Genomic DNA, 25,460 nt, shown 5'->3' on the forward strand with positions numbered 1-25,460 from the left:
CAGCCGGTTACTCACTGCAATGATCCGACATGCGCAGAGTATTCGGCTGTGTGAGGCTGAGGACGGCCCTGGCCCCTACATCCCACGGGAGGCATCACCATGGCCAAGAACAAGAACCGAGAACGCAAGGCCCCGAGCGGCTCCCCCGCCGAGCGCGGCACCCAGGAGGCCCGTACCCCCGAGGTCCAGGCGGAGGCGCCGATCGGGACGGGCGCGCCGCACAAGGGGCGGCAGAAGCGCTTCGGCCACAACTGACGCACCGGGACCGGCCGGCGGACCCTGCCGTGACGGGCGGACCCTGCCGTGACGTATGCGCGAGGGGCGCGCCCGTTGACCGCGGGCGCGCCCCTCACGAACGCGCTCCCCTCACGAACGCGCGCCCCTCGCGGACATGCGGGCCGCGCGGGCCGCGCGGGCCGACAACTCCCGGGCCCCGCCGACGGGAACGGAAGCCGCCGACGGGAGCGAAAGCCGTCGGCGGTGTCCGGGAGCCGCCGTCGGCGTCCGGCACCGGTCGCGGCGCCGCGGGGGCCCGGCCTCAGCCGGCCAGGCAGGACGGGCCGAGCAGCACCTTCAGGTCGCCGAACAGTGCGGGATCGGGCTGGACCCGGTGCCGGTCGAGACGGAGCACGGTGGTCTTGCGGGCGCCCTGGAGCTTGATCCGCACCTCCGTGTTGCCCCGGTGGTGGCCGAGGATCTCGCCGAGCCGGCTGACCATGGGCGGGGTGACCTTCACCGTCGGAATGGTGATCACCACGGGTGCGTTGGTGCCCGCCGACGACAGGTCGGGGACCATCAGCTCCATCGCGACCAGCCGCGGGACGTCCTCGCGCTTGTCGAGCCTGCCCTTCACGAAGACGACCGTGTCCTCGACCAGCTGGGTGGAGACCAGCTGGTAGGTCGCCGGGAAGAACATGCACTCGATGGAGCCCGCCAGGTCCTCGACGGTGGCGATCGCCCAGGCGTTGCCCTGCTTGGTCATCTTCCGCTGGAGGCCCGAGATGATCCCGCCGATGGTGACGACCGCGCCGTCGGCGTGCTCACCGCCGGTGAGCTGGGCGATGGCCGCGTCGGTCTTGTCGCTGAGGACGTGCTCGATACCGAAGAGCGGGTGGTCGGAGACGTACAGGCCGAGCATCTCCCGCTCCTGGGCGAGCAGATAGGACTTCTCCCACTCCACGTCGGAGAACTCGACGTCGAGTCCGAAGCCCGGCTCACCGCCCGGCTCGTCGCTCATCCCGCCGAAGAGGTCGAACTGGCCCTCGGCCTCCTTGCGCTTGACCGCCACCACGTTGTCGATCATCGGTTCGTGCTGGGCGACCAGGCCCTTGCGGGTGTGGCCCATCTCGTCGAAGGCGCCGGCCTTGATGAGCGACTCGACGGTCCGCTTGTTGCAGACGACCGCCTCGACCTTGTCCAGGAAGTCCGGGAAGGTGGCGTACTTCCCCTTGGCCTTGCGGCACTTGATGATCGAGTCGACGACGTTCTGCCCGACGTTCCGGACGGCCGTGAGGCCGAAGAGGATCACGTCGTCGCCCTGGGCCGCGAAGTTCGGCTCCGACTCGTTCACGTTGGGCGGCAGGACCTTGATGCCCATGCGGCGGCACTCGTTGAGATAGACGGCGGACTTGTCCTTGTCGTCCTTGACCGAGGTGAGCAGGGCCGCCATGTACTCGGCCGGATGGTTGGCCTTGAGGAAGGCGGTCCAGTACGAGACGAGGCCGTAGGCGGCGGAGTGGGCCTTGTTGAAGGCGTACCCGGCGAAGGGGACCAGCACGTCCCACAGCGCCTGGATCGCCTCGTCGCTGTAGTCGTTCCCGCGGGCGCCCGCCTGGAAGATCGTGAAGTTCTTCGCCAGTTCCTCGGGCTTCTTCTTGCCCATGACGCGGCGGAGGATGTCGGCCTCGCCGAGCGAGTACCCGGCGATGATCTGGGCGGCCTTCTGCACCTGCTCCTGGTAGACGATCAGGCCGTAGGTGACGTCCAGGACCTCCGTGAGCGGCTGCTCCAGCTCGGGATGGATCGGGGTGATCTCCTGCTGGCCGTTCTTGCGCAGCGCGTAGTTGGTGTGCGAGTTCATGCCCATCGGGCCCGGCCGGTAGAGGGCCGACACGGCGGAGATGTCCTCGAAGTTGTCGGGCTTCATCAGCCGCAGCAGCGAGCGCATGGGGCCGCCGTCGAACTGGAACACGCCGAGGGTGTCGCCGCGCTGCAGCAGCTCGAACGTCGTGGGGTCGTCGAGCGGCAGGCTCAGGAGGTCGATGTCGATCCCCTTGTTGGCCTTCACCATCTTGACGGCGTCGTCCATGATCGTGAGGTTGCGCAGGCCCAGGAAGTCCATCTTCAGCAAACCGAGCGACTCGCAGCTCGGGTAGTCCCACTGTGTGATGGTGACGCCGTCGGTGTGCCTCACCCACACCGGGACGTGGTCGGTGATGGTCTCGCTGGACATGATCACGCCGGCGGCGTGCACGCCCATCTGCCGGACCAGTCCCTCCACACCGCGGGCGGTGTCGATGACCTTCTTGACGTCCGGCTCGTTCTCGTACATCCCGCGGATCTCGCCGGCCTCGCCGTAGCGCGGGTGCTGGGGGTCGAGGATGCCGGAGAGCGGGATGCCCTTGCCGAGGACGTCGGCGGGCATGGCCTTGGTGAGCCGGTCGCCCATCGCGTACGGGTAGCCGAGCACCCGGGCGGAGTCCTTGATCGCGTTCTTGGCCTTGATGGTGCCGTAGGTGCCGATCATGGCGACCTTGTCGGCGCCGTACTTCTCCGTCACGTACCTGATCACCTCGACGCGCCTGCGCTCGTCGAAGTCGATGTCGACATCGGGCATCGAGATGCGCTCGGGGTTGAGGAACCGCTCGAAGATCAGGCCGTGCGGGATGGGGTCGAGGTCGGTGATGCCCATGGCGTACGCCACGATCGAGCCCGCCGCGGAACCCCGTCCGGGGCCGACGGCGATGCCCTGGTTCTTGGCCCACATGATGAAGTCGGCGACGACGAGGAAGTAGCCCGGGAAGCCCATCGAGATGATGGTGTCCATCTCGTACTCGACCTGCTGCATGCGGTCGTCCGGGATCCCGTCGGGGAAGCGCCGGTGCATGCCGCGCATGGTCTCCTCGCGGAACCAGGAGACCTCCGTGTGCCCCTCGGGGATGTCGAACCTCGGCATCAGGTCGCGCTTCTCGAACATCCCGGCCGTGTCGACCTGCTCCGCGACCAGCAGGGTGTTGCGGCAGCCCTCCTGCCAGGCGTCGGAGGCGTCGATCGCGTACATCTCGTCGGTCGACTTCAGGTAGTAGCCGGTGCCGTCGAACTTGAAGCGGTCCGGGTCCGAGAGGTTCTTGCCGGTCTGGATGCACAGCAGCGCGTCATGGGCGCCGGCCTCGTGGGCGTACGTGTAGTGCGAGTCGTTGGTGACCAGCGGCGGGATGCCGAGCTTGCGGCCGATCTCCAGCAGCCCGTCGCGGACGCGGCGCTCGATCTCGATGCCGTGGTCCATCAGCTCCAGGAAGTACCGGTCCTTGCCGAAGATGTCCTGGTACTCGGCCGCCGACTTCAGGGCCTCGTCGAACTGGCCGAGGCGCAGCCTGGTCTGGAGCTCGCCCGAGGGGCAGCCGGTGGAGGCGATCAGGCCCTCGGACCACTTGGAGATCGTCTCCTTGTCCATCCGCGGCCACTTCTGGAGCCAGCCCTCGGCGTACGCGTCCGAGGAGAGGCGGAAGAGGTTGTGCAGACCCGTCGCGTTCGCCGCCCAGATCGTCTTGTGGGTGTAACCGCCGGAACCGGACACGTCGTCCCGCTTCTGGTGCGGCTGCCCCCACTGGATCTTCCGCTTGTTCCGCCGCGACTCGGGGGCGACATAGGCCTCGATGCCGATGATCGGGGTGATCCCGGCCTTCTGCGCGGAGTGGAAGAAGTCGTAGGCGCCGTGCAGGTTGCCGTGATCGCTCATGGCGATGTGCGTCATGCCCATCTCGTTGCAGGCGTCGAACATGTCCTTGAGCCGCGCGGCACCGTCCAGCAGCGAGTACTGGGTGTGGACGTGAAGGTGCGTGAAAGGCGGCTTGGTCACGGCGGGAGGCCTCCAGGACGGTCCGGTTCGACAGCGTGGAAGTCTATGCCTCCGCACCGACAGAAGGCGGCCGGGTGCCCCGGCCGGCGGGGAGTGGCGGGCGGACGCGCCGGACACCCGAAGGCCCGAGGGCGGGCGGACGCGCCGGACACCCGAAGGCCCGAGGGCGGGCGGACGCGCCGGACACCCGAAGGCACGGAGTGCCCCGCGCGCCCGGGCACTCCGCACTACCGTCGTGCGTTGACCCGGGCGGACACCCGTCCCCCACCTGACGCACCAGGAGGCACCCAGCGATGTCGGTCCACCAGCCCCCGGCCGGCGAGCGCGGCGAGGAGATCCTCGCCGTGTTCGGCACCGCCTTCGGCGAGCTCCTGGCCGCCGACCCGGCCGCGTTCCGGGTGAAGTTCCGCAAGATGGCGGCCTCGGCCTTCGCCTTCTACCGGGGCTCGGCGAGCCTGTTCTACGCCGACCTGGAGCGCGAGCAGCACTCCGGCCCGTACCTGGACGACCGCACCGGCCGGGTCTGGATCCACGGCGATCTGCACGCCGAGAACTTCGGCACCTACATGGACTCCAACGGACGGCTGATCTTCAACGTCAACGACTTCGACGAGGCGTACGTGGGCCCCTTCACCTGGGACCTCAAGCGGCTCTCCGCCTCGCTGGCACTGATCGGCTACACCAAGGCGCTCAGCGACGAGCAGATCACCGGGCTGGTACGGGTCTTCGCCGCCGCCTACCGCGAGCGCGTCCACGCACTGGCCACCGGCGCGAAGAACGACGAGGTGCCGCCCTTCACCCTGGACACCGCGGAGGGCCCGCTGCTGGAGGCGCTGCACAGCGCCCGCTCGCTCACCCGCTTCGGGCTGCTGGACTCGATGACCGAGATCCGCGACTTCGAACGGCGCTTCGCCGGGGGCGGCGGGGCGGTCGAGCTGGACGCGGCGACCCGCTACAAGGTGCTGGCGGCGTTCGACGGCTATCTGGAGACCCTGCCCGAGTCCAGCCTCGACCGGCCCGACTCGTACCGGGTGAAGGACGTGGTCGGGCGGCGCGGCATCGGCATCGGCTCCGCCGGCCTGCCGTCGTACAACATCCTGCTGGAGGGCAACAGCGACGCCCTGGAGAACGACGTCGTGATCTATCTGAAGCAGGCGCAGACCCCGGCGGTGTCCCGGCACGTCACGGACGAGCGGGTGCGGAGCTACTTCCACCACGAGGGGCACCGTACGGTGATCTCGCAGCGCGCCCTCCAGGCGCACGCGGACCCGTGGCTGGGCTGGACGGAGCTGGACGGCTCGGGTCAGCTGGTCGCCGAGGTCTCCCCGTACGCGGTGGACCTGGACTGGTCGGACATCGACGACCCGGAGGAGATCGCCGCGGTCGTCGCCGACCTCGGCCGGGCGACGGCGGCCATGCACGCGGCGGCGGACGACGAGAGCGGCCACGCCCTGGTGCCCTTCTGCACCGAGCGGGCCATCGACGCGGCGATCGCGGCGGACGAGGACGGCTTCGGGGAACTCCTGGTGGACTTCGCGCACGACTACGGCGCCCGGGCCCGCGCCGACCACCAGATCTTCGTGGACCTGTTCCGCAACGGCAGGATCCCCGGGCTGTAGCCGGCCGGTCACGCGCGGGAGGGCGGGGCCGCGGGCAGGCACACGCCGGTACGCCGGTACGCCGGTACGGCCAGCCCCTTCGGAGCGTGGCCGCGGGATCCCGGTCACCGCGGGATCCCGTTCACCGCGCAGTGCCGTACCGCTCGCCGCCGAAGACGGGAAGGCCGGATCCTTAGGGGCCTCCTACCGAACGGCATGGCACACTCCAGACGATGCCCGGATTCCCCGCGGGCCCCGCCGGGGAGCCGGAGTCGCAGAGGACGTTCACCCAGTCAGGAGCCCCGTGCACATAGGCGAGACCCGCCTCAGAGGGCTGCGGGCGGCGGTCTTCACGGCATTCGCCGTGACGCTGTCCGTGGCCTCCCATGTGCTGCTCTCCGGGGTGCCGCTGCCGGTGCCGGCCGTCGCGGCGGTCGCCGGCGGAGTGTTCCTCGTCACGTACGCCCTGGCGGGCCGGGAGCGTGGGTACGGGCCCATAGCGGCCGTGCTGGTCCCCCTGGAGCTGGCGGCGGACACGGTCTTCACGGCCGGCCAGCACGTCTGCTACGGCGCCGCGGGCGGGCCCGTCGCCGGTTCGCTCCGGGCGGTCGGGGTAGACGTCTTCTGCGGCGGCGCCGCCGGGACGCGGCTGCCCGGAGTGGCGGCGGCCGACGGCCGGCTCGCCGCGCTGGTCGACTCCCCCGACCCGCATGTTCCCTGGCTGCTGCTGGCGGCCCATGTCTCCGTCGGACTGGCCGCCGCGGCCTGGCTGCGCCGCGGCGAGTCGGCGCTCGCGGGTCTGCTCCGCGCGGCGGCCCTGGCCGCGTTCCGGCCGCTGCTGATCGCCGTCGCGGTCGTCCGCCGGCGCACCGCCGCCCGTCCCCCGACGCGGGTGGCGGCCCGCCCGTCCACCGCACGCGCCCATCACTTCGTGCACTCCGTGCGACGCAGGGGACCGCCTCGGCCGGCTGCGGCTCCCGTCTGAGGCCCGGCACGTCACCGCACGGCCTCTTCCCCGCCCTTCCCACGGACTTCCACCCGGAGAGAACAAGTCATGAGTGCACGAAACAGCCGCGCCAACAAGGCCGCCGCCCGCGAGCGTCTGCGTCTGGAGCGCGAACGCCAGGCGAAGAAGGACAGGATCAGGCGGCAGCTCGTCGTCGCCGCCTCGACCGTCGCGGTCCTGGCGGCCGCCGGCGGCATCGGCTACGCCGTCATGCAGGCCAACAAGCCCTCGGCCTGGGAGGCGGCGAAGGACGCGAAGGTCGTCGAGCCCCGGAACACCGAGGGTGAGAACGGCACCACGGTCGTCGTCGGCAAGCCGGCCGCCGAGAAGACCCTGGAGGTCTACGAGGACTCGCGCTGCCCGGTCTGCGCGACGTTCGAGCAGGCGGTCGGCGAGACCATGAAGAAGGACGTGGACGCGGGCAAGTACAAGCTGCGGTACGTCGGCGCGACGTTCATCGACAACAGCGACAACGGCGAGGGTTCCAAGAACGCCCTCTCCGCCCTCGGCGCCGCGCTCGACGTGAGCCCCGAGGCGTTCCTGGACTTCAAGGCGGCGCTCTACTCCGAGAAGTTCCACCCGGCGGAGAGCGAGGACAAGTTCGCCGAGGACGCGTACCTGCTGGAGGTCGCCGACTCGGTGGACGCGCTGAAGAACAACGCCGAGTTCAGGAAGAACGTCGAGAACGGCACCTTCGACGCCTGGGCGCTGAAGATGTCCGAGACGTTCGACGACAGCGGGGTGACCGGCACGCCGACCCTGAGGATGGACGGCAAGAAGGTGGTCGCGGAGGGCAGCGAGAACGCGCCCATGACGGCCGAGCAGTTCAACGCCGCGGTCGACAAGGCTCTCAAGGGCTGACGCCGCACCGCAGCGGACTCGGACGTGGGCCGTGCGCCGGGACTTCCCGGCGCACGGCCCACTCGCCGTAGCAGCCCCGGTACAGACGGCCGGAGCGGGCCGCGTCCGGGCCCACCGCCTCCCGGCAGGACCCGACGCCCGCAGCCAGCCCGTCAGCCGTCTGTGCCGCCCACCGCCCGCCGCCCGCCGCCCGCAGTCAGCCTCAGCCGTCAGCCGTCAGCCGTCTGCTTCCGGGCCGCCCCCGCCGGGTGGCGGACGGGCGGACAGTCGGGATCCGGCAGGCGAACTTTCCTGAATTCGCCTGCCAGTTCGCACTACCGGTCAGTAGTCTGACCGCCCGTGACCAGTAGACTCACCTCATCCCCCAGCCGCCGCTCGGTCGTCAAGGCCGCCGCCGCCACCGCCGCCGCCACCGCCGCCGCCACCGCCGCCGCCACCGCCGCCGCCACCGCCGTCGCCACCGCCGCCGTCCCCGCGCTCGCGGCCTCCTCCCCCGCCTTCGCCTCGGAACAGGGCACGGCCTTCCGCCACGGGGTCGCCTCGGGCGACCCGCTCCCCGACGGCGTACTGCTGTGGACCCGTGTCACCCCGTCCCCCGACGCACTGCCCGGCTCCGGCAAGGGCCCCGCCGCCGAGGTGGGTTGGGAGATCGCCGAGGACCAGGGCTTCACCAGGGTCGTCGCAGGCGGGCTCGCCACGACCACCGCGGCCGCCGACCACACCGTCAAGGTCGACGTCAGGGGCCTGCGCCCGGCGACCGCCTACTACTTCCGCTTCGCCTCCGGCGGCAACGTGTCCGCGACCGGCCGTACCCGGACCGCGCCCGCGGCGGACGCCGCCGCGCCGGGGGTGCGCTTCGGCGTGGTGTCCTGCGCCAACTGGGAGTCCGGGTACTTCGCCGCGTACCGCCATCTCGCGGCCCGCGCCGACCTGGACGCGGTCCTGCACCTCGGCGACTACATCTACGAGTACGGCACCGGCAGCTACCCCGCGGACAAGTACGTGGTGCGCCGGCACGAGCCCGCCCACGAGATCACGACGCTCTCCGACTACCGAGCCCGGCACGGCACGTACAAGACCGACCCCGACCTCCAGGCGATGCACGCCGCCCATCCGCTCGTCGCGATCTGGGACGACCACGAGATCGCCAACGACGCCTGGTCCGGCGGCGCGCAGAACCACACTCCCGGCACCGAGGGCGACTACGCGGCCCGGGCCGCCGCGGCGAAGCAGGCCTACTTCGAGTGGATGCCGGTGCGCACCTCCACGGAGGGCACGGTCTACCGCCGGCTGCGCTTCGGCAGGCTGGCCGATCTGCATCTGCTGGACCTGCGGTCCTTCCGCTCCGAGCAGGCGTCGGTGGGCAGCGGCAGGGTCGACGACCCGGAGCGCACGATCACCGGCCGGGCCCAGCTCGACTGGCTGAAGGCGGGCCTGGCGTCCTCCGACGCCGCCTGGAAGCTCGTCGGCACCTCGGTGATGATCTCACCGGTGGCCTTCGGTTCCGTACCCGCCCATCTGCTGGGGCCGATAGCCGGACTGCTCGGGCTGCCGCGGGAGGGGCTCGCGGTCAACGTGGACCAGTGGGACGGCTACACCGACGACCGGAGGGAACTGCTGAGGCATCTGACCGACCGGGGGATCGAGAACACCGTCTTCCTCACCGGCGACATCCACATGGCGTGGGCCAACGACGTGCCGGTCACGGCGGCCACGTACCCGGTTTCGAGGTCGGCGGCGACCGAGTTCGTGGTGACGTCGGTGACCTCCGACAACCTCGACGACATCCTGCGTGTCGCCCCCGGCACGGTGTCCCTGGTGGCGGCCACCGCCGTCAGGGCCGCCAACCGCCATGTGAAGTGGCTCGACATGGACCACCACGGCTACGGCGTGCTGGACGTGACCGCCGAGCGCTCGCAGATGGACTACTACACCCTCTCCGACCGGACGCGACAGGACGCCTCCGCGGTCTGGGCGCGCTCGTACCGGACGCTGAGCGGCACCCAGCAGGTCGAGCGCGTCAGCCGGCCGGTGCGCTGAAGCCCACCCTGACCGTGCGGGACCCTGCGGCCGGCCCGCCCCCGCGCTCCCGGGGCCCGGGGCCCGGCCGCTCCCCGCCCCGGAGGTCCGGGGCCATTCGGCCCGGAGTCCCTCCGGTTCCCGCCTCCGGTTCGAGGGGTCCTCACAGCACCCGGAAGGCCCGGTGCCGGCCGCACCGCCCCGGGGCCCGGGGGCCGGAGGCCGGAGGCCGGGGGCCGGCCGCCTCCCTCGCCGTCACCGTTACCACCGCGACGGTCCCTCGGCTACGCGGGATCCGCCGGCTCCTCGAGCGTCTCCAGAAAGCCGAGCGCCACGCGCCACGTCCGGCCCGCCGCCTCCTCGTCGTGGTCGGGGAGGCCGGGGTCGGTGTACAGATGCCCCGCACCGGGGTAGCGGTGGACCTCGACGTCCGCCCCGGCCCTGCCCATCCGCAGGTACCAGGCGGTGAGCCAGTCGTGCGGCTCGAACGGGTCCGGATCGGCGACGTGCAGTTGTACGGGCAGGTCCTGCGCGTACGCGTGCTCCGCGATATCGGAGGTGCCGTGCAGCAGCAGGAGCCCGCGGGCCCTCACGTCGCCGAGGGCGAGGTTCTGGGCGACGGCGGCGCCCAGCGAGAACCCCGCGTACACGAGCCCGCGCTCGGAGTGCGGTGCGGCGGCGGCGATCGCCCGCCTCAGCAGCTCGTCCACTCCGACCTCGTCCTGGTACGCCCTGCCCTCCTCCTCACTGGAGTGCACCCGGCCGTCGAACAGGTCCGGGGTCCACACCCGGTGGCCTGCCGCTCGCAGCCGCCCGGCGGCGGCGGGCACGGCGGGGCGCAGGCCGTGCGCCGAATGGAAAAGCATGATGTCCATCCGGTCAGGTTACGTTCGAGGGCATGGAGAACGTGCTTCGCCCGTTGATCGTCCTCGTCGGTTCCGTGCTCCTCACGCTGCTGCTGGGGTGGCTCACCGACCGGCTGCTGCGCCGCGCGGACGTCCGGCACAGCGATACACCGCTGTGGGGCCTGCTGCGGCGCTGCCGGGTGCCGTTGCAGGTGGTGGTGCTGGCCGCGCTGCTGCGAGGGACCTACACGGAGACCGCCATCACGCTCATCGAGGAGAACGAGGGCCTGATAGGCCATGTCCTGACCCTGGTCCTGATCGCCGCGTCGGCCTGGCTGGTGGTGCGGATCGCCGCCGCGGTGGTGGAGGCCTCGTACTCCCGCTTCGCGGCGACCTCCCGGGACCTGGCACGGGTGCGCCGGGTGCGCACCCAGGTCGCGCTGGTCCAGCGGATCGTCACCGCCCTGGTCGCCGTGGTCGCCGTGGCGGCGATGCTGCTCACCTTCCCCGGCATGGACAAGCTGGGCGCCTCGCTGCTGGCCTCCGCCGGTGTCCTCGGCATCGTCGCCGGTGTGGCGGCCCAGTCCACTCTGGGCAACCTGTTCGCCGGCTTCCAGATCGCCTTCGGCGACATGGTGCGCATCGGGGACACCGTCGTCGTCGACGGCGAGTGGGGCACGGTGGAGGAGGTGACGCTCACCTTCCTCGCGGTGCGGACCTGGGACGAGCGGCGGATCACGATGCCTGTGTCGTACTTCACCAGCAAGCCGTTCGAGAACTGGTCGCGGGGCGGCGTGCAGATGACCGGCACGGTCTTCTTCCACCTCGACCACACGGCACCGGTACACGAGATGCGCGAGAAGCTGCACGACGTCCTGCGCGGGTGCCCGGCCTGGGACGGCCGCGACTGGTCGCTCGCCGTCACGGACACCACCCCGAACACCATGGTCGTCCGGGCCGTGGTCACCGCGAAGGACGCGAACGACATCTGGACGGTACGGTGCGTCGTGCGCGAGCAGCTGATCACCTGGCTCGGCGACCACCACCCCTACGCACTCCCCCGCATCGCCACGTCCCAGGCGGTCCCCCCGCCGGCGGTGCACACCCAGCCGGAGACGCCCGCCCAGCGCACCGGGCGGGGGTAGCCGGGGCCGGGCGGTGTGGCGTGCGGGGGCCTCGCGGACCCGAGTGCGGCCTCCTCCAGCGGGTCCTCGAACGCGGCGCACCGGTCACCAGGGTGCGCGCCGCGCACCGGCCCTGCGGCTCCGCCGTCTCCCGGAGCCGGTGCGAGACCGTCGGCGGCCGGCCCGGGACGGAACGGGACGGAACGAGACGGAACGGAGCGCGACCGGACGGGATGGAGCGGGACGGAGCGCGACCGGACGGAGCGGTACGGGATGGAGCGCGACAGGGCGGGACGGAGCAGGACGGGACGGAGCGCCGGCAACGGGCCGTTCAGCGCAGACTGCGCACGTCCAGGTGCTGGAGGACGCGGTCGACGACCTCGGGGTCCACGCCCGGCTCGCTGCGTGCGGCGAGCACCTCGTGCCGGGCGGCCGACAGCAGCTCGCGCTGCACCCGCAGAAATGTCCGCTGCCGGCCCGCCCGCCTGGTGAACCACTCACGGCGCTCCTCGTCGACGATGTCCGGACTGATCCGGGTACCGATGTCGTACGCCGCCCGCTGAAGCCGGTCCGCGATGTCCTCCGGCAGCTCCTCGACCTCCTCGATCTCCTTCAGCCGGTGCTTGGCCGCCCGCGCCGCGCGCAGCGCGAGGTCGCGCTCCAGCGCACGTTCGGCGCCGGTGTCGGCCCGTACGCCGAGCCGCTTGACGAGCCAGGGCAGCGTCAGTCCCTGGAGGACCAAGGTCGTCATGATCACCGCGAAGGCGATGAAGACGATCACGTCCCGGCCCGGGAACGGTGACCCGTCCTCGGTACGCAGCGGGATCGCCAGGGCCAGCGCGACCGAGGCCACGCCCCGCATCCCGGACCACCACATGACCACGGTCTCGCGCCAGCCGACGGGAATCTCCTCGTCGTAGTCGCGGCGCCGGTGGAGCCGCCTGGTGAGCCAGGCGGCTGGCAGCAGATACAGCAGCCGTACTCCGATGACGGTGGCGACGACGAGCACGGACCCCGCCACCAGCCGTCCGCCCGGGCTGTCGGCGGTGCCGAACACGTGGTACAGCTCCAGCCCGATGAGGCCGAAGGCGACACCGGTCACCAGGGTGTCCACGACCTGCCAGAAGGTGTTGCCCGCGAGCCGCCAGAGCACGTCGTCGGCCTCGACTGCGTGCTCGGCCAGGTAGAGGGCGGTGACCAGCACCGCGAGCACACCGGAGCCGAGCAGGTCCTCGGCGATCACATAGCTGACGAACGGCACGAGCAGGGTGAGCCCGATCTGCAGGGTCGGGTCGTCGAGCAGGCCCATCAGCCACTTGGAGAGCCGGCCGAGCGCGAGTCCGACGACGACGGCGACGACTGCGGAGAGCACCAGTTCACCCGCGGCCCCGGGCCACGAGAACGTGCCGCTGACGACCGCGCCGACCGCCACGTGGTACAGCACGATCGCGGTGACGTCGTTGAACAGCCCCTCGCCCTCGAGGATCGACACGAGTCTGCGGGGCAGCCCGAGGGATCCCGCGACGGCGGTCGCGGCGACCGGGTCCGGCGGGGCCACGAGCGCGCCCAGGACGACCGCCGCGGCGATCGGCAGCGCGGGGAAGACAGCCTGCGCGACGGCCGCGACGGCAGTGGTGGTGACGAGGACCAGCGCCACGGCGAGCAGCAGGATCGGCCGGATGTTGGCGGTGAACTGCCGCCAGGACGTGCGCTGGGCGGCGGCGTACAGCAGCGGGGGGAGCAGCAGCGGGAGGATGAGATCGGGCGGGAGGGCGACGTTCGGGACGAAGGGCAGCAGGGCGAGGACGGCTCCGAGGAGCGTCATCAGCACCGGCGCGGGCAGCCCGAGCCGCTCCCCGAGCGGCACGGTGACCACGGCCCCCAGCAACAGCACGAACAGCAGAGCCAGTTGGTCCACGAGCGCCCCTCGACGGTCTGTCCTGCGACGATCACCGCCTCCAGCGTGCCATGCGTTTGACCTGATTCATCCGCATAGGCCCAGCCCGAGGGCCTGCTGAACACCCGTCAAGGGGCCGGCCACGGCGGGCTCCCGCCGCAGGGCGGCGCGTCGACGGCGCACCGGAACGGGGCCGCGGCGGACCCTGCGGACCCTGACCGGACACGGCGGACCCGGCAGACCCGGCGGACCCGGACCGGACACGACGGACCTGCGGTCGCACCGGCCCGGGAACGCCGGACACAACGGACCCGGCAGACCCAGCAGACCCAGCAGACCCGGACCGGACACGACGGACCCGGACCGGGCACGACGGACGCGGCAGACCCGGAAGGCGGGGCCCGGGCACGACGGACCTGCGGTCGCGCCGGCCCGGGAACGCCGTCAGAGCGCTCGGCGCATGGCGCGGTGGGGGATGCCCGCGTCCGGGAACTCCGGGCCGTAGGCCTGGTAGCCCAGGCGCTCGTAGAACGGCAGCGCATGCGTCTGCGCGTGCAGGTCGACTGCGGTCAGCCCGCGTCCGCGGGCCGCGGACTCGATCGCACGGACCAGCGCCGCCCCGACGCCGAGGCCGCGGGCGGCCCTGGTCACCGCGAGACGCCCCAGGGAACCGACCGACGGGTCGCCCCCGGTCTTGCCGGCCGCCGCCGGGCCGTACAGCAGCCGCCCCGTGCCCAGCGGGCCCTCCGGGCCGACGGCCAGGACGTGGACCGTGTCCGCGCCCTCGGCGTCGTACGCGTCGTACTCGATCTCCTGCGGCACTCGCTGCTCGACCACGAAGACCTCCTTGCGCACCGAGAAGCACGCCTCGCGGTCCGCGGGGTCCGTCGCCTCGCGGACGGCGTAACCGCCCGGGGCGCCGTCCGGCGGCGGGAGCCCCGCTTCCGGGTGCCCGCTCACGCGCTCTCCGCGGCGATCCGGTCCAGCGCCGCCTGGAGATCCTCGGGATAGCCGCTGGCGAACTCGACCCAGCGGCCGTCCGCCGGATGCTCGAAGCCCAGGCGCACCGCGTGGAGCCACTGGCGGGTCAGCCCCAGCCGCCGCGCCATCGTCGGGTCGGCGCCGTAGGTGAGGTCGCCGACGCAGGGGTGCCGGTGGGCGGCCATGTGCACCCGGATCTGGTGCGTACGGCCGGTCTCCAGTTTGATGTCCAGCAGCGACGCGGCTCGGAACGCCTCTATCAGGTCGTAGTGCGTGACGGAGGGCTTGCCCTCGGCGGTCACGGCCCACTTGTAGTCGTGCTGGGGGTGCCGGCCGATGGGCGCGTCGATCGTGCCGCTCAGCGGGTCCGGGTGGCCCTGGACCAGTGCGTGGTAGCGCTTGTCGACCGTGCGCTCCCGGAACTGCTGCTTCAGCAGGGAGTACGCGCGCTCCGACTTGGCGACCGCCATCAGCCCGGACGTGCCGACGTCCAGCCGGTGCACGATGCCCTGCCGCTCCGCCGCGCCCGACGTCGAGATCCGGTACCCGGCCGCGGCCAGTCCGCCGATCACCGTCGGCCCGGTCCATCCCGGGCTCGGGTGGGCGGCCACCCCGACCGGCTTGACGACCACGACGACGTCCTCGTCGTCGTGCACGATCTCCATGCCCTCGACCGGCTCGGCGACGACCTGCACCGGTGCGGGGGCCTGCGGCATCTCCACCTCGAGCCAGGCCCCGCCGCGCACCCGCTCGGACTTGCCCACCACCGAGCCGTCGACCTGGACCTTGCCCGCGGCAGCGAGCTCGGCCGCCTTCGTCCTGGAGAAGCCGAACATGCGCGATATGGCGGCGTCGACGCGCTCGCCCTCGAGGCCGTCGGGAACGGGCAGGGTGCGGGTTTCGGGAATCGTGCTCACCCGTCGAGTATGCCCTGCCGGTCCCGGTCGCCGGGCCCGCCTGTGGACAACCCGCCTCCGTCCGCCGGGCCGGGGAACCCCGGTCCTCGCGGACCGTACCGTCGCGGTCTCAGTCCTTGTGGACGGTGCCGTCCGGGTCCAGGCCCCGGAACGACAGGATCACGATCAGGATGCCGCCGCAGACGATCGCCGAGTCCGCCAGGTTGAACACGGCGAAGTGCTTCGGCGCGATGAAGTCGACGACCGCGCCCTCGAAGACCCCCGGCGAACGGAAGATCCGGTCCGTGAGATTGCCCAGCGCCCCGCCCAGCAGCAGTCCCAGCGCGATGGCCCACGGAAGGCTGTAGAGCTTGCGCGCCAGCCGCACGATCACCACGATCACCACCGCCGCGATGATCGTGAAGATGATCGTGAACGCCTCGCCGAAACCGAACGCGGCACCGGGGTTGCGGACCGCCTCGAACGTGAGCCAGTCGCCGATGACCCGGATCGGCCGGTGGTGCTCCAGCTTCGCGACGACCAGCATCTTGCTGGCCAGGTCCAGCGCGTAGGCCACGGCCGCCACCGAGAACAGGACGAAGATCCGGCGCCTGCCCCTCGGCCGCTCGGCGGGAGCCGCGGCCCCGTCGTCTACGTCCGGCGTACCGATGATGCGCTCCGCCTCTGCCACGTGAGTCCCTCAACCTAGGTGCTGACTGGTCACGAGGGTACGGCACGCACCTGGCGCACCCGGCTCCGGACACCGTGCGGACGGACCGGAGCCGGGTGCGCGGGTCAGCCCCGCCGCTCCTGCTTCTGCTTGTCCTCCACACACAGGGTCGCCCGGGGGAACGCCTGCATCCTGGCCTTCCCGATCGGGTTCCCGCACACCTCGCACAGGCCGTAGGTGCCCGCGTCCAGCCGGTGCAGGGCACGCTCGGTCTGCTCGACCATCTCGCGGGAGTTGGCGGCGAGCGCCATCTCGTGCTCGCGCGTGATGTTCTTGGTGCCGGTGTCGGCCTGGTCGTCCCCCGCACCGTCCCCGGAGTCACGCATCAGCCCGGTCAGCGCCTCCTCGGAGTGGCTGATCTCCGCCAGCAGCCGGGCCAGCTCGCTCTCCAGCTCGGCGCGCGCCTCGGCGACCTCTTCGGGCGTCCACGGGTCCTCCCCCGGCCGCACCGCGAGGTCCCCCGGTGCCGCGGCCACACGGGTCCCCGGCACCGGCGGCGCGGTGCCCCCAGCGGCCGTGGCGGACCCGCCCGCGCTCTTCTTGGCTGCCACCGTCCTGGCTCCTGTCTGCTCCGCGGCCTCGACCGCTTCCTCGGCCGCCCCGGCGGCCTTCCCGGCGCCTGCCCTCGCAGCCGCCCTCCGGCCGGTCGCCTTCCCGGCCTGCGCCTTCCCCGCGGCGGCCGCCTCACCGGCCGCGGTCCTCCTGCCGACCGCCGTCTTCTTCCCTGCCGCGGCCTTCTTCCCGGCTGCGGTCTTCTTCCCGGCTGCGGTCTTCTTCCCTGCCGCCGTCTCCTTCCCGGCCGCCGCGGTCTTCTTCCCGGCCGCGGTCTTCCTCGCCGCCGACGTCTCCTTCCCGGCCGCCGCGGTCCTGCCCGCGCCGGAGGCCCTCGGGACCGCGTCCGCACTCCGCGCCTCGCCGGTGCCCTTCGAGCCGGCGCCCGCCTTCGCCGCGGCCCGGGCCGTCGCCTTCCTCGCCTGCTTCCGGCCACCGGGCTCCTTCGCGGGCTCGGCGGTCGCTCCACCCCGCCCGTCCGCCTCCTCGGCCGGGTCGGCCGGGTGCTCCCGGGCCCGGCCCTTCGGGCTCCCCGCCGCCGCGGGCCGCCGGGTGCCGGCGGCCCGGGCCTTGGCGGACCGCCCGGTGGCCGTCGTGCTCTTCCGCGCGGTGCTCCTCGGGGGCTCGGCAGCCTGCCCCGCGGGCTCCGCGGAGGCCCCGGCACCGGCCGGGGCGTGCGCGTCCGCACCGGAGGCGACCTCCTCGGCCACCCTCCGGGCGGTCTTCTTCGCGACGACGCGCTTCCTGCCGTTCGTCTCCTCGGCCGCCGCCCCCGCAGCGGCGGTGGACCTCGCTGACGCCGTCTTCTTCACGGCGGTCTTCTTCGCCACCATGGCCGCGGCCCCTTCACATATTGTGATCTTGCTCGCGCATCGTGCTGGGACGATAAATCGACCCCAGCGCCGCGGCAACGGGGCACGCCGCTCATCCGGCCCGCCCCGCGCCTTCCCCAACGCGAGCCTGCATCCGTTGTGCCCAGCTCCCCGCCCCCTAACCCGCCGGGCGCGCGCCGCCGGGACCGACCCGGCCCGATACGGCCGTCCGGGTCGTCCGCAGGACCGGTGCCGGCCGGTCCGAGCACCCCGGAAATCCGGTCGGCCCCGTGGGCGCCGGGCCCGTACACTGGGCGAAGCGAAAGGCATGGATGGGGACGAGTAGCGTCGTACGCGGCCATGAGCGACCCGGGGACGGTGAGAGCCCGGGGGCGAGCGCGGTGCGAAGGATCACCCCGGAGCCGCCGGAAGAACGCCCGCGGGGACACCGGGGGCCGGTAGAACCGGCATCGCTGCCCCAATGAGGGGGCTCCCCGGCCGCGCGCCGGAGAGCCAAGGAGGGTGGTACCGCGGGAGCGCAGCGCATCGGCTCTCGTCCCTCCGACGGAACAGACACACTCCGTTGGAGGAGCCCGTACATGACGCCGCCGCAGTACCGCCAGGTACCCGCCCAGGTCGACCTCCCCGCGCTCGAACACGCCGTGCTCGACTTCTGGCGCGAGAACAAGGTCTTCGCCAAGAGCCTCGACCAGTCCGAGGGCCGCCCCGAGTGGGTCTTCTACGAGGGCCCGCCCACGGCCAACGGCATGCCCGGCGCCCACCACATCGAGGCCCGGGTCTTCAAGGACGTCTTCCCGCGCTTCCGGACCATGCGGGGCTACCACGTGGCCCGAAAGGCGGGCTGGGACTGCCACGGCCTGCCCGTCGAACTCGCCGTCGAGAAGGAACTCGGCTTCAACGGCAAGCAGGACATCGAGGCGTACGGCATCGCGGAGTTCAACGCGAAGTGCCGCGAGTCAGTGACCCGCCACACCGACGCCTTCGCCGAGCTGACGACCCGCATGGGCTACTGGGTCGACCTCGACGAGGCGTACCGGACCATGGACCCCGAGTACATCGAGTCCGTGTGGTGGTCCCTGAAGCAGATCTTCGACAAGGGCCTGCTGGTCCAGGACCACCGAGTCGCCCCCTGGTGCCCGCGCTGCGGCACCGGCCTGTCCGACCACGAGCTGGCGCAGGGCTACGAGACCGTCGTCGACCCGTCCGTCTTCGTCCGCTTCCCGCTGACCTCGGGCCCGCTCGCGGGCGAGGCGTCGCTGCTGGTCTGGACGACGACCCCGTGGACCCTGGTGTCCAACACCGCGGTGGCCGCCCACCCCGGTGTCACCTACGTGGTGGCCACCAACGGCGAGGAGCGGCTCGTCGTCGCCGAACCGCTGCTGGAGAAGGCCCTCGGCGAAGGCTGGGAGGCCACCGGCCAAACCTTCACGGGCTCCGAGATGGAGCGGTGGGGCTACCGCCGCCCGTTCGAACTCGTCGACTTCCCGGCGCCCGCCCACTACGTGGTCAACGCCGAGTACGTGACGACGGACGACGGCACCGGACTGGTCCACCAGTCCCCCGCCTTCGGCGAGGACGACCTCAGGGTCTGCCGCTCCTACGGGCTCCCCGTGGTGAACCCGGTCCGCTCCAACGGCACCTTCGAGGAGGACGTGCCGCTCGTCGGCGGCGTCTTCTTCAAGAAGGCCGACGAGGGCCTCACCCGGGACCTGGCCGCACGCGGCCTGCTGTTCCGGCACGTCCCGTACGAGCACAGCTACCCGCACTGCTGGCGCTGCCACACGGCGCTGCTCTACTACGCGCAGCCGTCGTGGTACATCCGCACCACCGCGATCAAGGACCGGCTCCTCGCGGAGAACCGGAACACCAACTGGTTCCCGGAGTCGGTCAAGACCGGCCGGTACGGAGACTGGCTCGACAACAACATCGACTGGGCCCTGTCGCGGAACCGCTACTGGGGCACCCCGCTGCCGATCTGGCGCTGCGAGGACGACCACCTCACCGTCGTGGGCTCGCTCGCCGAACTGAGCGCGCTCACCGGGGAGGACCAGTCGGGCCTGGACCCGCACCGCCCCTTCATCGACGCGGTCGCCTTCGACTGCCCGCAGTGCTCCTCGACGGCCACCCGGGTTCCCGAGGTCATCGACGCCTGGTACGACTCGGGGTCCATGCCGTTCGCCCAGTGGGGCTACCCGTACCGGAACAAGGAGATCTTCGAGAAGCGCTACCCGGCGCAGTTCATCTCCGAGGCGATCGACCAGACCCGCGGCTGGTTCTACACGCTGATGGCCGTCGGCACGCTGGTCTTCGACAGGTCGTCGTACGAGAACGTCGTCTGCCTCGGCCACATCCTCGCCGAGGACGGCCGCAAGATGTCCAAGCACCTGGGCAACATCCTGCAGCCGATCCCGCTCATGGACCAGCACGGCGCCGACGCCGTGCGCTGGTTCATGGCCGCCGGGGGATCGCCCTGGGCGGCTCGCCGGGTGGGGCACGGCACCATCCAGGAGGTCGTACGCAAGACGCTGCTCACGTACTGGAACACGGTGGCCTTCCAGGCGCTGTACGCCCGCACCTCCGGGTGGGCGCCGTCGGCGGCCGACCCGGCGCCGGCGGAGCGCACGGTGCTCGACCGCTGGCTCCTCTCGGAACTGCACGCGCTGGCCGACCGGGTGACGCAGGCGCTGGAGGCGTACGACACCCAGCGCGCCGGCAAGCTGGTCGCGTCCTTCGTGGACGATCTGTCGAACTGGTACGTCCGCCGCTCCCGCCGGCGGTTCTGGCAGGGCGACCCGGCGGCGCTGCGCACCCTCCACGACGTGGTCGAGACCGTGACGCGGCTGATGGCCCCGCTCACCCCGTTCATCACCGAGCGCGTGTGGCAGGACCTCGTGGTGCCGGTGACGCCGGAGGCCCCGGAGTCCGTGCACCTCGCGACCTGGCCCGAGGCCGACCTGTCCGCCGTGGACCCGGAGCTGTCCCGGCAGATGGCGCTGGTCCGCCGGCTGGTGGAACTGGGCCGTGCGACCCGCGCGGAGTCGGGTGTGAAGACCCGGCAGCCGCTGTCGCGGGCACTGGTCGCGGCCCCCGGCTTCGAGTCCCTGCCTCCCGAACTGCACGCGCAGATCACCGAGGAACTCAACGTCTCCGCCCTGGCGTCGCTGACTGACTCCTCCGTTGGCCCGGCGGGCGGCGGCTCCCTCGTCGACACCACGGCGAAGGCGAACTTCCGCGCGCTGGGCAAGCGCTTCGGCAAGGGCGTGCAGGACGTCGCCAAGGCCGTGGCCGCGGCGGACGCGGCCGGGCTGTCACTGGCGCTGCGGTCCGGTTCGGCCGTGATCGAGGTCGCCGGCGAGCAGGTGACCCTCTCCCCGGAGGAGGTCATCATCACGGAGACGCCCCGCGAGGGCTGGTCGGTCGCCTCCGACCAGGGCGCCACGGTCGCGCTCGATCTGGAGATCACTCCGGAGCTTCGGCGGGCGGGGCTCGCCCGTGACGCGATCCGGCTGATCCAGGAGGCGCGCAAGAACAGCGGGCTGGACGTCGCCGACCGCATCGCGCTCCGGTGGTCGTCCCCGGACGCCGAGGTCGCCTCGGCGCTCACCGAGCACTCCGGGCTGATCGCCGACGAGGTCCTGGCGACGGACTTCGCGACGGGCGAGGGCGACGACGCGTACGGATCGCCGTTCACGGACGAGGGTCTCTCCCTGACGTTCCGTCTCCGCAAGGCGTGACGCGTACCGCGCCGCGCGTCGAGGGTCCGGCCCCTTCCGGGGGCCGGACCCTTCGCGTCGGCACCCACCCGCGTCCACGGGCGTCTTCCGCCGTCCACCGCCGTCCACCGCCGTCACCACCGTCACCGCCGTCACCACCGTCACCACCGTCACCGGCATCCGACGGCATCCACGGACCGGTACCGGGCATCCCCGGCGGCCGGCGCGCTGTTACGGCGGCAGTCGCGGCGGTGCGGCCGGCCGCGGGTCGGGGGCCGGTCGCACCGGGCCCGCGCCACTCGGAGGGACAGCGGAGCGGTGGGCGGCGCGCGGGCGCCCCGGGTTCGTGTGCGGCAGCGGGCGCGGCGCCCGCTGCCGGGCCGGCGCCGCCCTCCACGCCCAACGGGCCGGGCCCGGGACTGAAGTCCCGGGCCCGGCCCGTTGCGGCCTGCCGACGGCCGAGCGCGCTTCGCGCCCTAACCCGCCGTCAGTTGTCGTCCTCGTCGATCAGGAATCCGCGCATCGGCGACGGCGCCTGCTGCATCGGCTGCGGGCCGCCCTGCGGCCGGACCGGTGCCATCGGCTGCGTCATCGCCGGGGACATCTGCTGCTGACCGCCGTAGGACGGGGCACCGCCCATGCCCTGGTTGCCGCCCATGCCCTGGTTGCCGCCCATGCCCTGGTTGCCGCCGAACGACGGGGCACCGGCGCCCGCCGGAGCCATCGAAGGGGACGGGGGCAGCGAGGCGGCCGCCGGTGTCCGCGGCGGGGCCAGCGAGTCGTCGGCCTGGGTCTCCAACTGGCGCAGCTGGCTCTCGAGGTACGACTTCAGGCGTGTGCGGTACTCGCGCTCGAAGCCGCGCAGGTCCTCGACCTTGCGCTCCAGCGTGGCGCGGGCGGACTCCAGCGAACCCATCGCGACGCGGTGCTTCTCCTGAGCGTCCCGCTCCAGCGCGTCCGCCTTGGCACGGGCGTCCCGCTCCAGGCCCTCCGCACGCGAACGGGCCTCGCCGACGATCTTGTTGGCCTCGGAACGGGCCTCCGCGATCGCCTGGTCGGCGGTCTGCTGGGCCAGCGACAGCACACGTGCGGCGCTGTCCCCGCCCGGGCCCTGGCCCGGGAGCTGCGGACCGCCATGACCGCCGTGACCACCCATGGGGCCGCCCATCGGGCCGCCCATGGGACCGCCCTGCATCGGGCCGGGACCCATCGGACCACCCTGGGGGTGGCCCTGCGAGTGGCCCTGGGGGTGACCCTGCGAGTGGCCCTGCGGGTGACCCTGGGGATGGCCCTGCGGGTGGCCCTGAGGACCGTGACCACCGGGACCGGCCGGCAGCTGAGGCGCACCACCGGGCAGTTGGGGGGGACCCATCTGCGGGGGCTGCTGCTGGACCGGGGGACCGGATATGGCGGCTGGAACGGGGGCGCCGGGACCGCGGCCGTCCTGCGGCTCCGGCGGCTTGCGCATCCCCTGCTGCTGGTTCTGCGCGGCCGCCCGGGTCGCCGCCGCCAGCTTCGCGCGGAGGTCCTCGTTCTCCCGGAGGAGGCGCGTCAGCTCGGCCTCGACCTCGTCTAGAAAGGCATCGACCTCGTCCTCGTCGTAGCCTTCTCGGAGGCGGACGGTCGTGAACTGCTTGTTCCGCACGTCCTCAGGGGTCAGCGGCATCTCTACTTCACCTCTACGTAGTCGTCGGCAGTCGGCAAGACCGTACCGTTCACATCCCTCTCCCCACGCTGCTCACGACGGAGATCAGGATGTAGACGATGATCATCAGAACGAAGAAGGACAGATCGAGTGCCACGCCCCCGAGACGCAGCGGCGGAATGAACCGCCGCAGAAGCTTGAGCGGTGGATCGGTGACAGTGTAGGTGGCCTCCAGGACGACCACCATCGCCCTCCCGGGTTGCCACGAGCGGGCGAACTGGAAGACGTAGTCCATGACCAGCCGGAAGATCAGCACGATGAGGAAGCACATCAGCGCGATGTAGACCACCTGCAGTGCGACGCTCATCCCGCGCTTCCCTCTCCCCTGGCTCTCGTTGTCCGGCCCTGCGGCCGGGTCGTTCCCTCGGTCGTGCTCTGGCTCGTTCTAGCTCTGGTTGAAGAACCCGCCCTCTGCGATGCGGGCCTTGTCCTCCGCCGTGACATCGACGTTAGCAGGCGAGAGGAGGAAGACCTTCTGAGTCACCCGCTCAATGCTGCCATGGAGACCGAAGACGAGCCCCGCCGCGAAGTCGACAAGTCGCTTGGCGTCGGTGTCGTCCATCTCGGTCAGATTCATGATCACCGGGGTGCCCTCGCGGAAGTGTTCCCCGATGGTACGGGCCTCGTTGTAGGTCCGCGGGTGCAGCGTGGTGATGCGGTAGGGCTCCCGCTCGGACACGACCTTGGGCATGATCACCGGTGCGTTCTTCTCCAGACTGGGACGTTCAGGTGTGATGGATGCCACGGGGGCGATTCGCGCCGGACGTCCGGATTCTGCGGCGAGGGCCGCCGGGGACGGGGACGCGGCGGCCGGTCGCGGCGCGGACTCGCGCGGGGCCGGCGGCTGAACCACGCGCACCGGCTCCTCCCGTTCCACCTGATGCGGGGGCTGGTGCCGGCGACGGTCCCGCTCGGGCTCCTGCTCCATCTCGGGTTCGAAGTCGTCGTCGGGGTCGAATCCCCGGCCGTCGTACCCATCGTCCTCCACGAGGCCGAGGTAGACCGCCATCTTGCGCATAGCGCCGGCCATTCTCTGAGTCCTCCGCTCTGTGGTGGATCGGCTTCGTTCGGCTACGTCACCAAGTACCCGCGATCCACTGGGCCCGTCCGCCTTTCGACGGAAATGACCATATTTTCTACTGTGGTCCGACTTGCTTCGCGACGTTACCCGAGCCGGGGTCGGACTCCGAGTACCGCCGTACCGACGCGCACATGTGTCGCTCCGGCCGCCACGGCCTGCTCGAGGTCCCCACTCATCCCCGCCGACACCATGTTCGCAGCCGGATGGTTCGCGTGCAGGCGGGATGAGAATTCCATCAGCCGCTCGAAAGCGGCCTGTTGACGCCCGGTGTACGGCCCCGAGAGGGGGGCGACCGCCATCAGCCCGTCGAGCCGGAGGCCCGGGGCCCCGTCCACGGCTGCGGCCAACTCCTCGACGCCGTCCGGCGCCACGCCCCCCCGGTCGCCCTGCCGGCCGGACTCCGCGTCGAGGGCGACCTGGACCAGGCAGCCCAGTTCGCGTTCGGCGCGTACCGCCGCCGCCGAGAGGGCGCGTACGAGCTTGGGTCGGTCGACCGACTGCACGACATCGGCGTAACCGGCCACGGAACGGGCTTTGTTGGTCTGGAGTTGACCGACGAAGTGCCAGGTGAGCGACAGATCCGAGCAGGCGGCCGCCTTCGGGGCCGCCTCCTGGTCCTTGTTCTCGGCCACGTGGCGCACCCCGAGTCCGTGCAGCAGACGGACGTCGCTCGCCGGATAGGTCTTGGTGACCACGATCAGCGTCACCTCCTCCCGCTTGCGCCCGGCCGCGGCGCAAGCGGAGGCGATACGTTCCTCCACCCGCGCCAGGTTCTCGGCGAGTTCGGTTCTGCGGTCGGTCATGCGTCGTCTTCCTCGCGGTCCAGCCAGACATATCCGGCCAGCCGCCCGGTGGTGCGGTCGCGCCGGTAGGAGAAGTGGTCTCCCGACTCCAGTGTGCAGACCGGCGACGCGCTCCGGTCGCGCACACCGAGCGCCCCGAGCTGCGCGTGCACTCCGGCGGCGACATCCACTGCGGGGGTGCCCCAGGCGGTCTCGGACCACGCCGCCGGCTCGGCCGCGGCGACCTCCGCCCGCATCTCCGCGGGCACTTCGTAGCACCGCCCGCAGACCGCGGGACCGGTCCGGGCGGTGATACGGGAGGGGTCGGCGCCGAGGGCGACCATCGCCCCGACCGCCGCCGGCACCACTCCGGCGACCATCCCGGGGCGTCCGGCGTGCACCGCGCCCACCACCGCGGCGACCGGGTCGGCCAGCAGCACCGGGGTGCAGTCGGCGGTGAGCACCGCGAGCGGGAGTCCGCGCCGGGCGGTGACCACCGCGTCGACGGCGGGGACGTCCGTGCCGGTCCAGGGGCCTTCGGCGACGGCGACCTCCCGGCCGTGCACCTGGTTCATCCAGACCACGAGTGCCGGCTCGACGCCCAGCCGCCCGGCGGCGAGTTCCCGGTTCGCACGCACGGCGGCGGGGTCGTCACCGACCGCGCCGCCGAGATTGAGCTCGTCGTACGGAGCGGCGCTCACCCCGCCCCACCGGTCGGTGAAGGCGAAGTGGGCGCCGCCCACCCGGTTGTGCTCCGCT

General features: G+C 72.0%; 19 protein-coding genes. 7 read left to right on the forward strand and 12 right to left on the reverse strand.

Annotated features, from left to right (window positions below; genetic code table 11):
• Positions 1-99 precede the first annotated feature (99 nt).
• Positions 100-255, forward strand: a complete 156-nt coding sequence (locus tag DDQ41_RS31565) for a hypothetical protein (RefSeq protein WP_167450299.1) — start codon at positions 100-102, stop codon at positions 253-255.
• Positions 256-538: 283 nt separating this feature from the next.
• Here the strand turns inward: DDQ41_RS31565 and dnaE are convergent, their stop codons facing one another.
• On the reverse strand, positions 539-4,078 hold the full coding sequence (gene dnaE / locus DDQ41_RS02945) for a DNA polymerase III subunit alpha (RefSeq protein ID WP_109293059.1): 3,540 nt from the start codon (positions 4,076-4,078) through the stop codon (positions 539-541).
• A 293-nt stretch (positions 4,079-4,371) separates the two neighbouring features.
• On the opposite strand from dnaE, the gene DDQ41_RS02950 reads away from it, so the two are divergent.
• The 4 genes from DDQ41_RS02950 to DDQ41_RS02965 all read left to right on the forward strand — a co-directional run bounded on the left by DDQ41_RS02950 (position 4,372) and on the right by DDQ41_RS02965 (position 9,583).
• On the forward strand, positions 4,372-5,697 hold the full coding sequence (locus DDQ41_RS02950; protein WP_109293060.1) for a DUF2252 domain-containing protein: 1,326 nt from the start codon (positions 4,372-4,374) through the stop codon (positions 5,695-5,697).
• 283 nt (positions 5,698-5,980) lie between these two features.
• A complete protein-coding gene (locus tag DDQ41_RS02955; protein WP_109293061.1) occupies positions 5,981-6,661 on the forward strand; it encodes a hypothetical protein in 681 nt (226 codons plus the stop codon).
• A gap of 69 nt (positions 6,662-6,730) precedes the next feature.
• Positions 6,731-7,543: a DsbA family protein gene (locus DDQ41_RS02960; RefSeq protein WP_109293062.1), complete on the forward strand. Its 813-nt coding sequence runs from the start codon at positions 6,731-6,733 to the stop codon at positions 7,541-7,543.
• Between the two features lie 339 nt (positions 7,544-7,882).
• Positions 7,883-9,583: an alkaline phosphatase D family protein gene (locus DDQ41_RS02965; RefSeq protein WP_109293063.1), complete on the forward strand. Its 1,701-nt coding sequence runs from the start codon at positions 7,883-7,885 to the stop codon at positions 9,581-9,583.
• 263 nt (positions 9,584-9,846) lie between these two features.
• Here the strand turns inward: DDQ41_RS02965 and DDQ41_RS02970 are convergent, their stop codons facing one another.
• Positions 9,847-10,437: a dienelactone hydrolase family protein gene (locus DDQ41_RS02970; protein ID WP_109293064.1), complete on the reverse strand. Its 591-nt coding sequence runs from the start codon at positions 10,435-10,437 to the stop codon at positions 9,847-9,849.
• A 23-nt stretch (positions 10,438-10,460) separates the two neighbouring features.
• Between DDQ41_RS02970 and DDQ41_RS02975 the strand changes: the two genes are divergently transcribed.
• Complete coding sequence (locus DDQ41_RS02975) at positions 10,461-11,552, forward strand: mechanosensitive ion channel family protein (RefSeq protein ID WP_109293065.1); 1,092 nt, start codon at positions 10,461-10,463, stop codon at positions 11,550-11,552.
• A 310-nt stretch (positions 11,553-11,862) separates the two neighbouring features.
• Here DDQ41_RS02975 and DDQ41_RS02980 read toward each other — a convergent pair whose 3' ends face one another.
• From DDQ41_RS02980 to DDQ41_RS03000, 5 genes are all read right to left on the reverse strand, one after another.
• On the reverse strand, positions 11,863-13,449 hold the full coding sequence (locus DDQ41_RS02980) for a Na+/H+ antiporter (RefSeq protein ID WP_109293066.1): 1,587 nt from the start codon (positions 13,447-13,449) through the stop codon (positions 11,863-11,865).
• A gap of 423 nt (positions 13,450-13,872) precedes the next feature.
• Positions 13,873-14,388 (reverse strand): GNAT family N-acetyltransferase, encoded by a 516-nt coding sequence (locus DDQ41_RS02985; protein WP_109293067.1) that lies wholly within the window; start codon positions 14,386-14,388, stop codon positions 13,873-13,875.
• On the reverse strand, positions 14,385-15,326 hold the full coding sequence (locus DDQ41_RS02990; RefSeq protein WP_109293068.1) for an RluA family pseudouridine synthase: 942 nt from the start codon (positions 15,324-15,326) through the stop codon (positions 14,385-14,387). The genes DDQ41_RS02985 and DDQ41_RS02990 overlap by 4 nt, the downstream gene beginning before the upstream one ends.
• Before the next feature lie 109 nt (positions 15,327-15,435).
• Positions 15,436-15,996, reverse strand: coding sequence for a signal peptidase II (gene lspA, locus DDQ41_RS02995; protein WP_109293069.1), 561 nt, complete (start codon positions 15,994-15,996; stop codon positions 15,436-15,438).
• A 104-nt stretch (positions 15,997-16,100) separates the two neighbouring features.
• Positions 16,101-17,420, reverse strand: coding sequence for a TraR/DksA family transcriptional regulator (locus tag DDQ41_RS03000; RefSeq protein WP_109293070.1), 1,320 nt, complete (start codon positions 17,418-17,420; stop codon positions 16,101-16,103).
• A gap of 578 nt (positions 17,421-17,998) precedes the next feature.
• On the opposite strand from DDQ41_RS03000, the gene ileS reads away from it, so the two are divergent.
• The gene (gene ileS / locus DDQ41_RS03005; RefSeq protein ID WP_109293071.1) at positions 17,999-21,154 is read left to right on the forward strand and encodes an isoleucine--tRNA ligase; all 3,156 of its coding nucleotides are present in this window, start codon (positions 17,999-18,001) and stop codon (positions 21,152-21,154) included.
• A gap of 466 nt (positions 21,155-21,620) precedes the next feature.
• Here the strand turns inward: ileS and DDQ41_RS03010 are convergent, their stop codons facing one another.
• The 5 genes from DDQ41_RS03010 to pgeF form a co-directional block, all read right to left on the reverse strand.
• Positions 21,621-22,799 (reverse strand): DivIVA domain-containing protein, encoded by a 1,179-nt coding sequence (locus DDQ41_RS03010; protein WP_109293072.1) that lies wholly within the window; start codon positions 22,797-22,799, stop codon positions 21,621-21,623.
• Positions 22,800-22,848: 49 nt separating this feature from the next.
• On the reverse strand, positions 22,849-23,145 hold the full coding sequence (locus tag DDQ41_RS03015; RefSeq protein ID WP_109293073.1) for a YggT family protein: 297 nt from the start codon (positions 23,143-23,145) through the stop codon (positions 22,849-22,851).
• Between the two features lie 78 nt (positions 23,146-23,223).
• Entirely contained in the window at positions 23,224-23,868 is a 645-nt protein-coding gene (locus tag DDQ41_RS03020; protein WP_109293074.1) for a cell division protein SepF, read from the reverse strand.
• A gap of 134 nt (positions 23,869-24,002) precedes the next feature.
• On the reverse strand, positions 24,003-24,722 hold the full coding sequence (locus DDQ41_RS03025) for a YggS family pyridoxal phosphate-dependent enzyme (RefSeq protein WP_109293075.1): 720 nt from the start codon (positions 24,720-24,722) through the stop codon (positions 24,003-24,005).
• A complete protein-coding gene (pgeF, locus tag DDQ41_RS03030; RefSeq protein WP_373995467.1) occupies positions 24,719-25,444 on the reverse strand; it encodes a peptidoglycan editing factor PgeF in 726 nt (241 codons plus the stop codon). Before pgeF ends, DDQ41_RS03025 begins: the two co-directional genes overlap by 4 nt.
• Positions 25,445-25,460: the final 16 nt, after the last annotated feature.

The sequence above is a fragment of the Streptomyces spongiicola genome (genome assembly GCF_003122365.1).
In the GTDB taxonomy this organism is placed as follows: Bacteria; Actinomycetota; Actinomycetes; order Streptomycetales; family Streptomycetaceae; genus Streptomyces; species Streptomyces spongiicola.

What these genes read in the sequence shown, in the direction of transcription:
- DDQ41_RS31565 (WP_167450299.1), top strand. Translation starts at nt 100, where the DNA reads ATGGCCAAGAACAAGAACCGAGAACGCAAGGCCCCGAGCGGCTCCCCC.
- DDQ41_RS02950 (WP_109293060.1), top strand. Translation starts at nt 4,372, where the DNA reads ATGTCGGTCCACCAGCCCCCGGCCGGCGAGCGCGGCGAGGAGATCCTC.
- DDQ41_RS02960 (WP_109293062.1), top strand. Translation starts at nt 6,731, where the DNA reads ATGAGTGCACGAAACAGCCGCGCCAACAAGGCCGCCGCCCGCGAGCGT.
- DDQ41_RS02970 (WP_109293064.1), bottom strand. Translation starts at nt 10,437, where the DNA reads ATGGACATCATGCTTTTCCATTCGGCGCACGGCCTGCGCCCCGCCGTG.
- DDQ41_RS02975 (WP_109293065.1), top strand. Translation starts at nt 10,461, where the DNA reads ATGGAGAACGTGCTTCGCCCGTTGATCGTCCTCGTCGGTTCCGTGCTC.
- DDQ41_RS03000 (WP_109293070.1), bottom strand. Translation starts at nt 17,420, where the DNA reads ATGGTGGCGAAGAAGACCGCCGTGAAGAAGACGGCGTCAGCGAGGTCC.
- ileS (WP_109293071.1), top strand. Translation starts at nt 17,999, where the DNA reads ATGACGCCGCCGCAGTACCGCCAGGTACCCGCCCAGGTCGACCTCCCC.
- DDQ41_RS03010 (WP_109293072.1), bottom strand. Translation starts at nt 22,799, where the DNA reads ATGCCGCTGACCCCTGAGGACGTGCGGAACAAGCAGTTCACGACCGTC.
- DDQ41_RS03015 (WP_109293073.1), bottom strand. Translation starts at nt 23,145, where the DNA reads ATGAGCGTCGCACTGCAGGTGGTCTACATCGCGCTGATGTGCTTCCTC.
- DDQ41_RS03020 (WP_109293074.1), bottom strand. Translation starts at nt 23,868, where the DNA reads ATGGCCGGCGCTATGCGCAAGATGGCGGTCTACCTCGGCCTCGTGGAG.
- DDQ41_RS03025 (WP_109293075.1), bottom strand. Translation starts at nt 24,722, where the DNA reads ATGACCGACCGCAGAACCGAACTCGCCGAGAACCTGGCGCGGGTGGAG.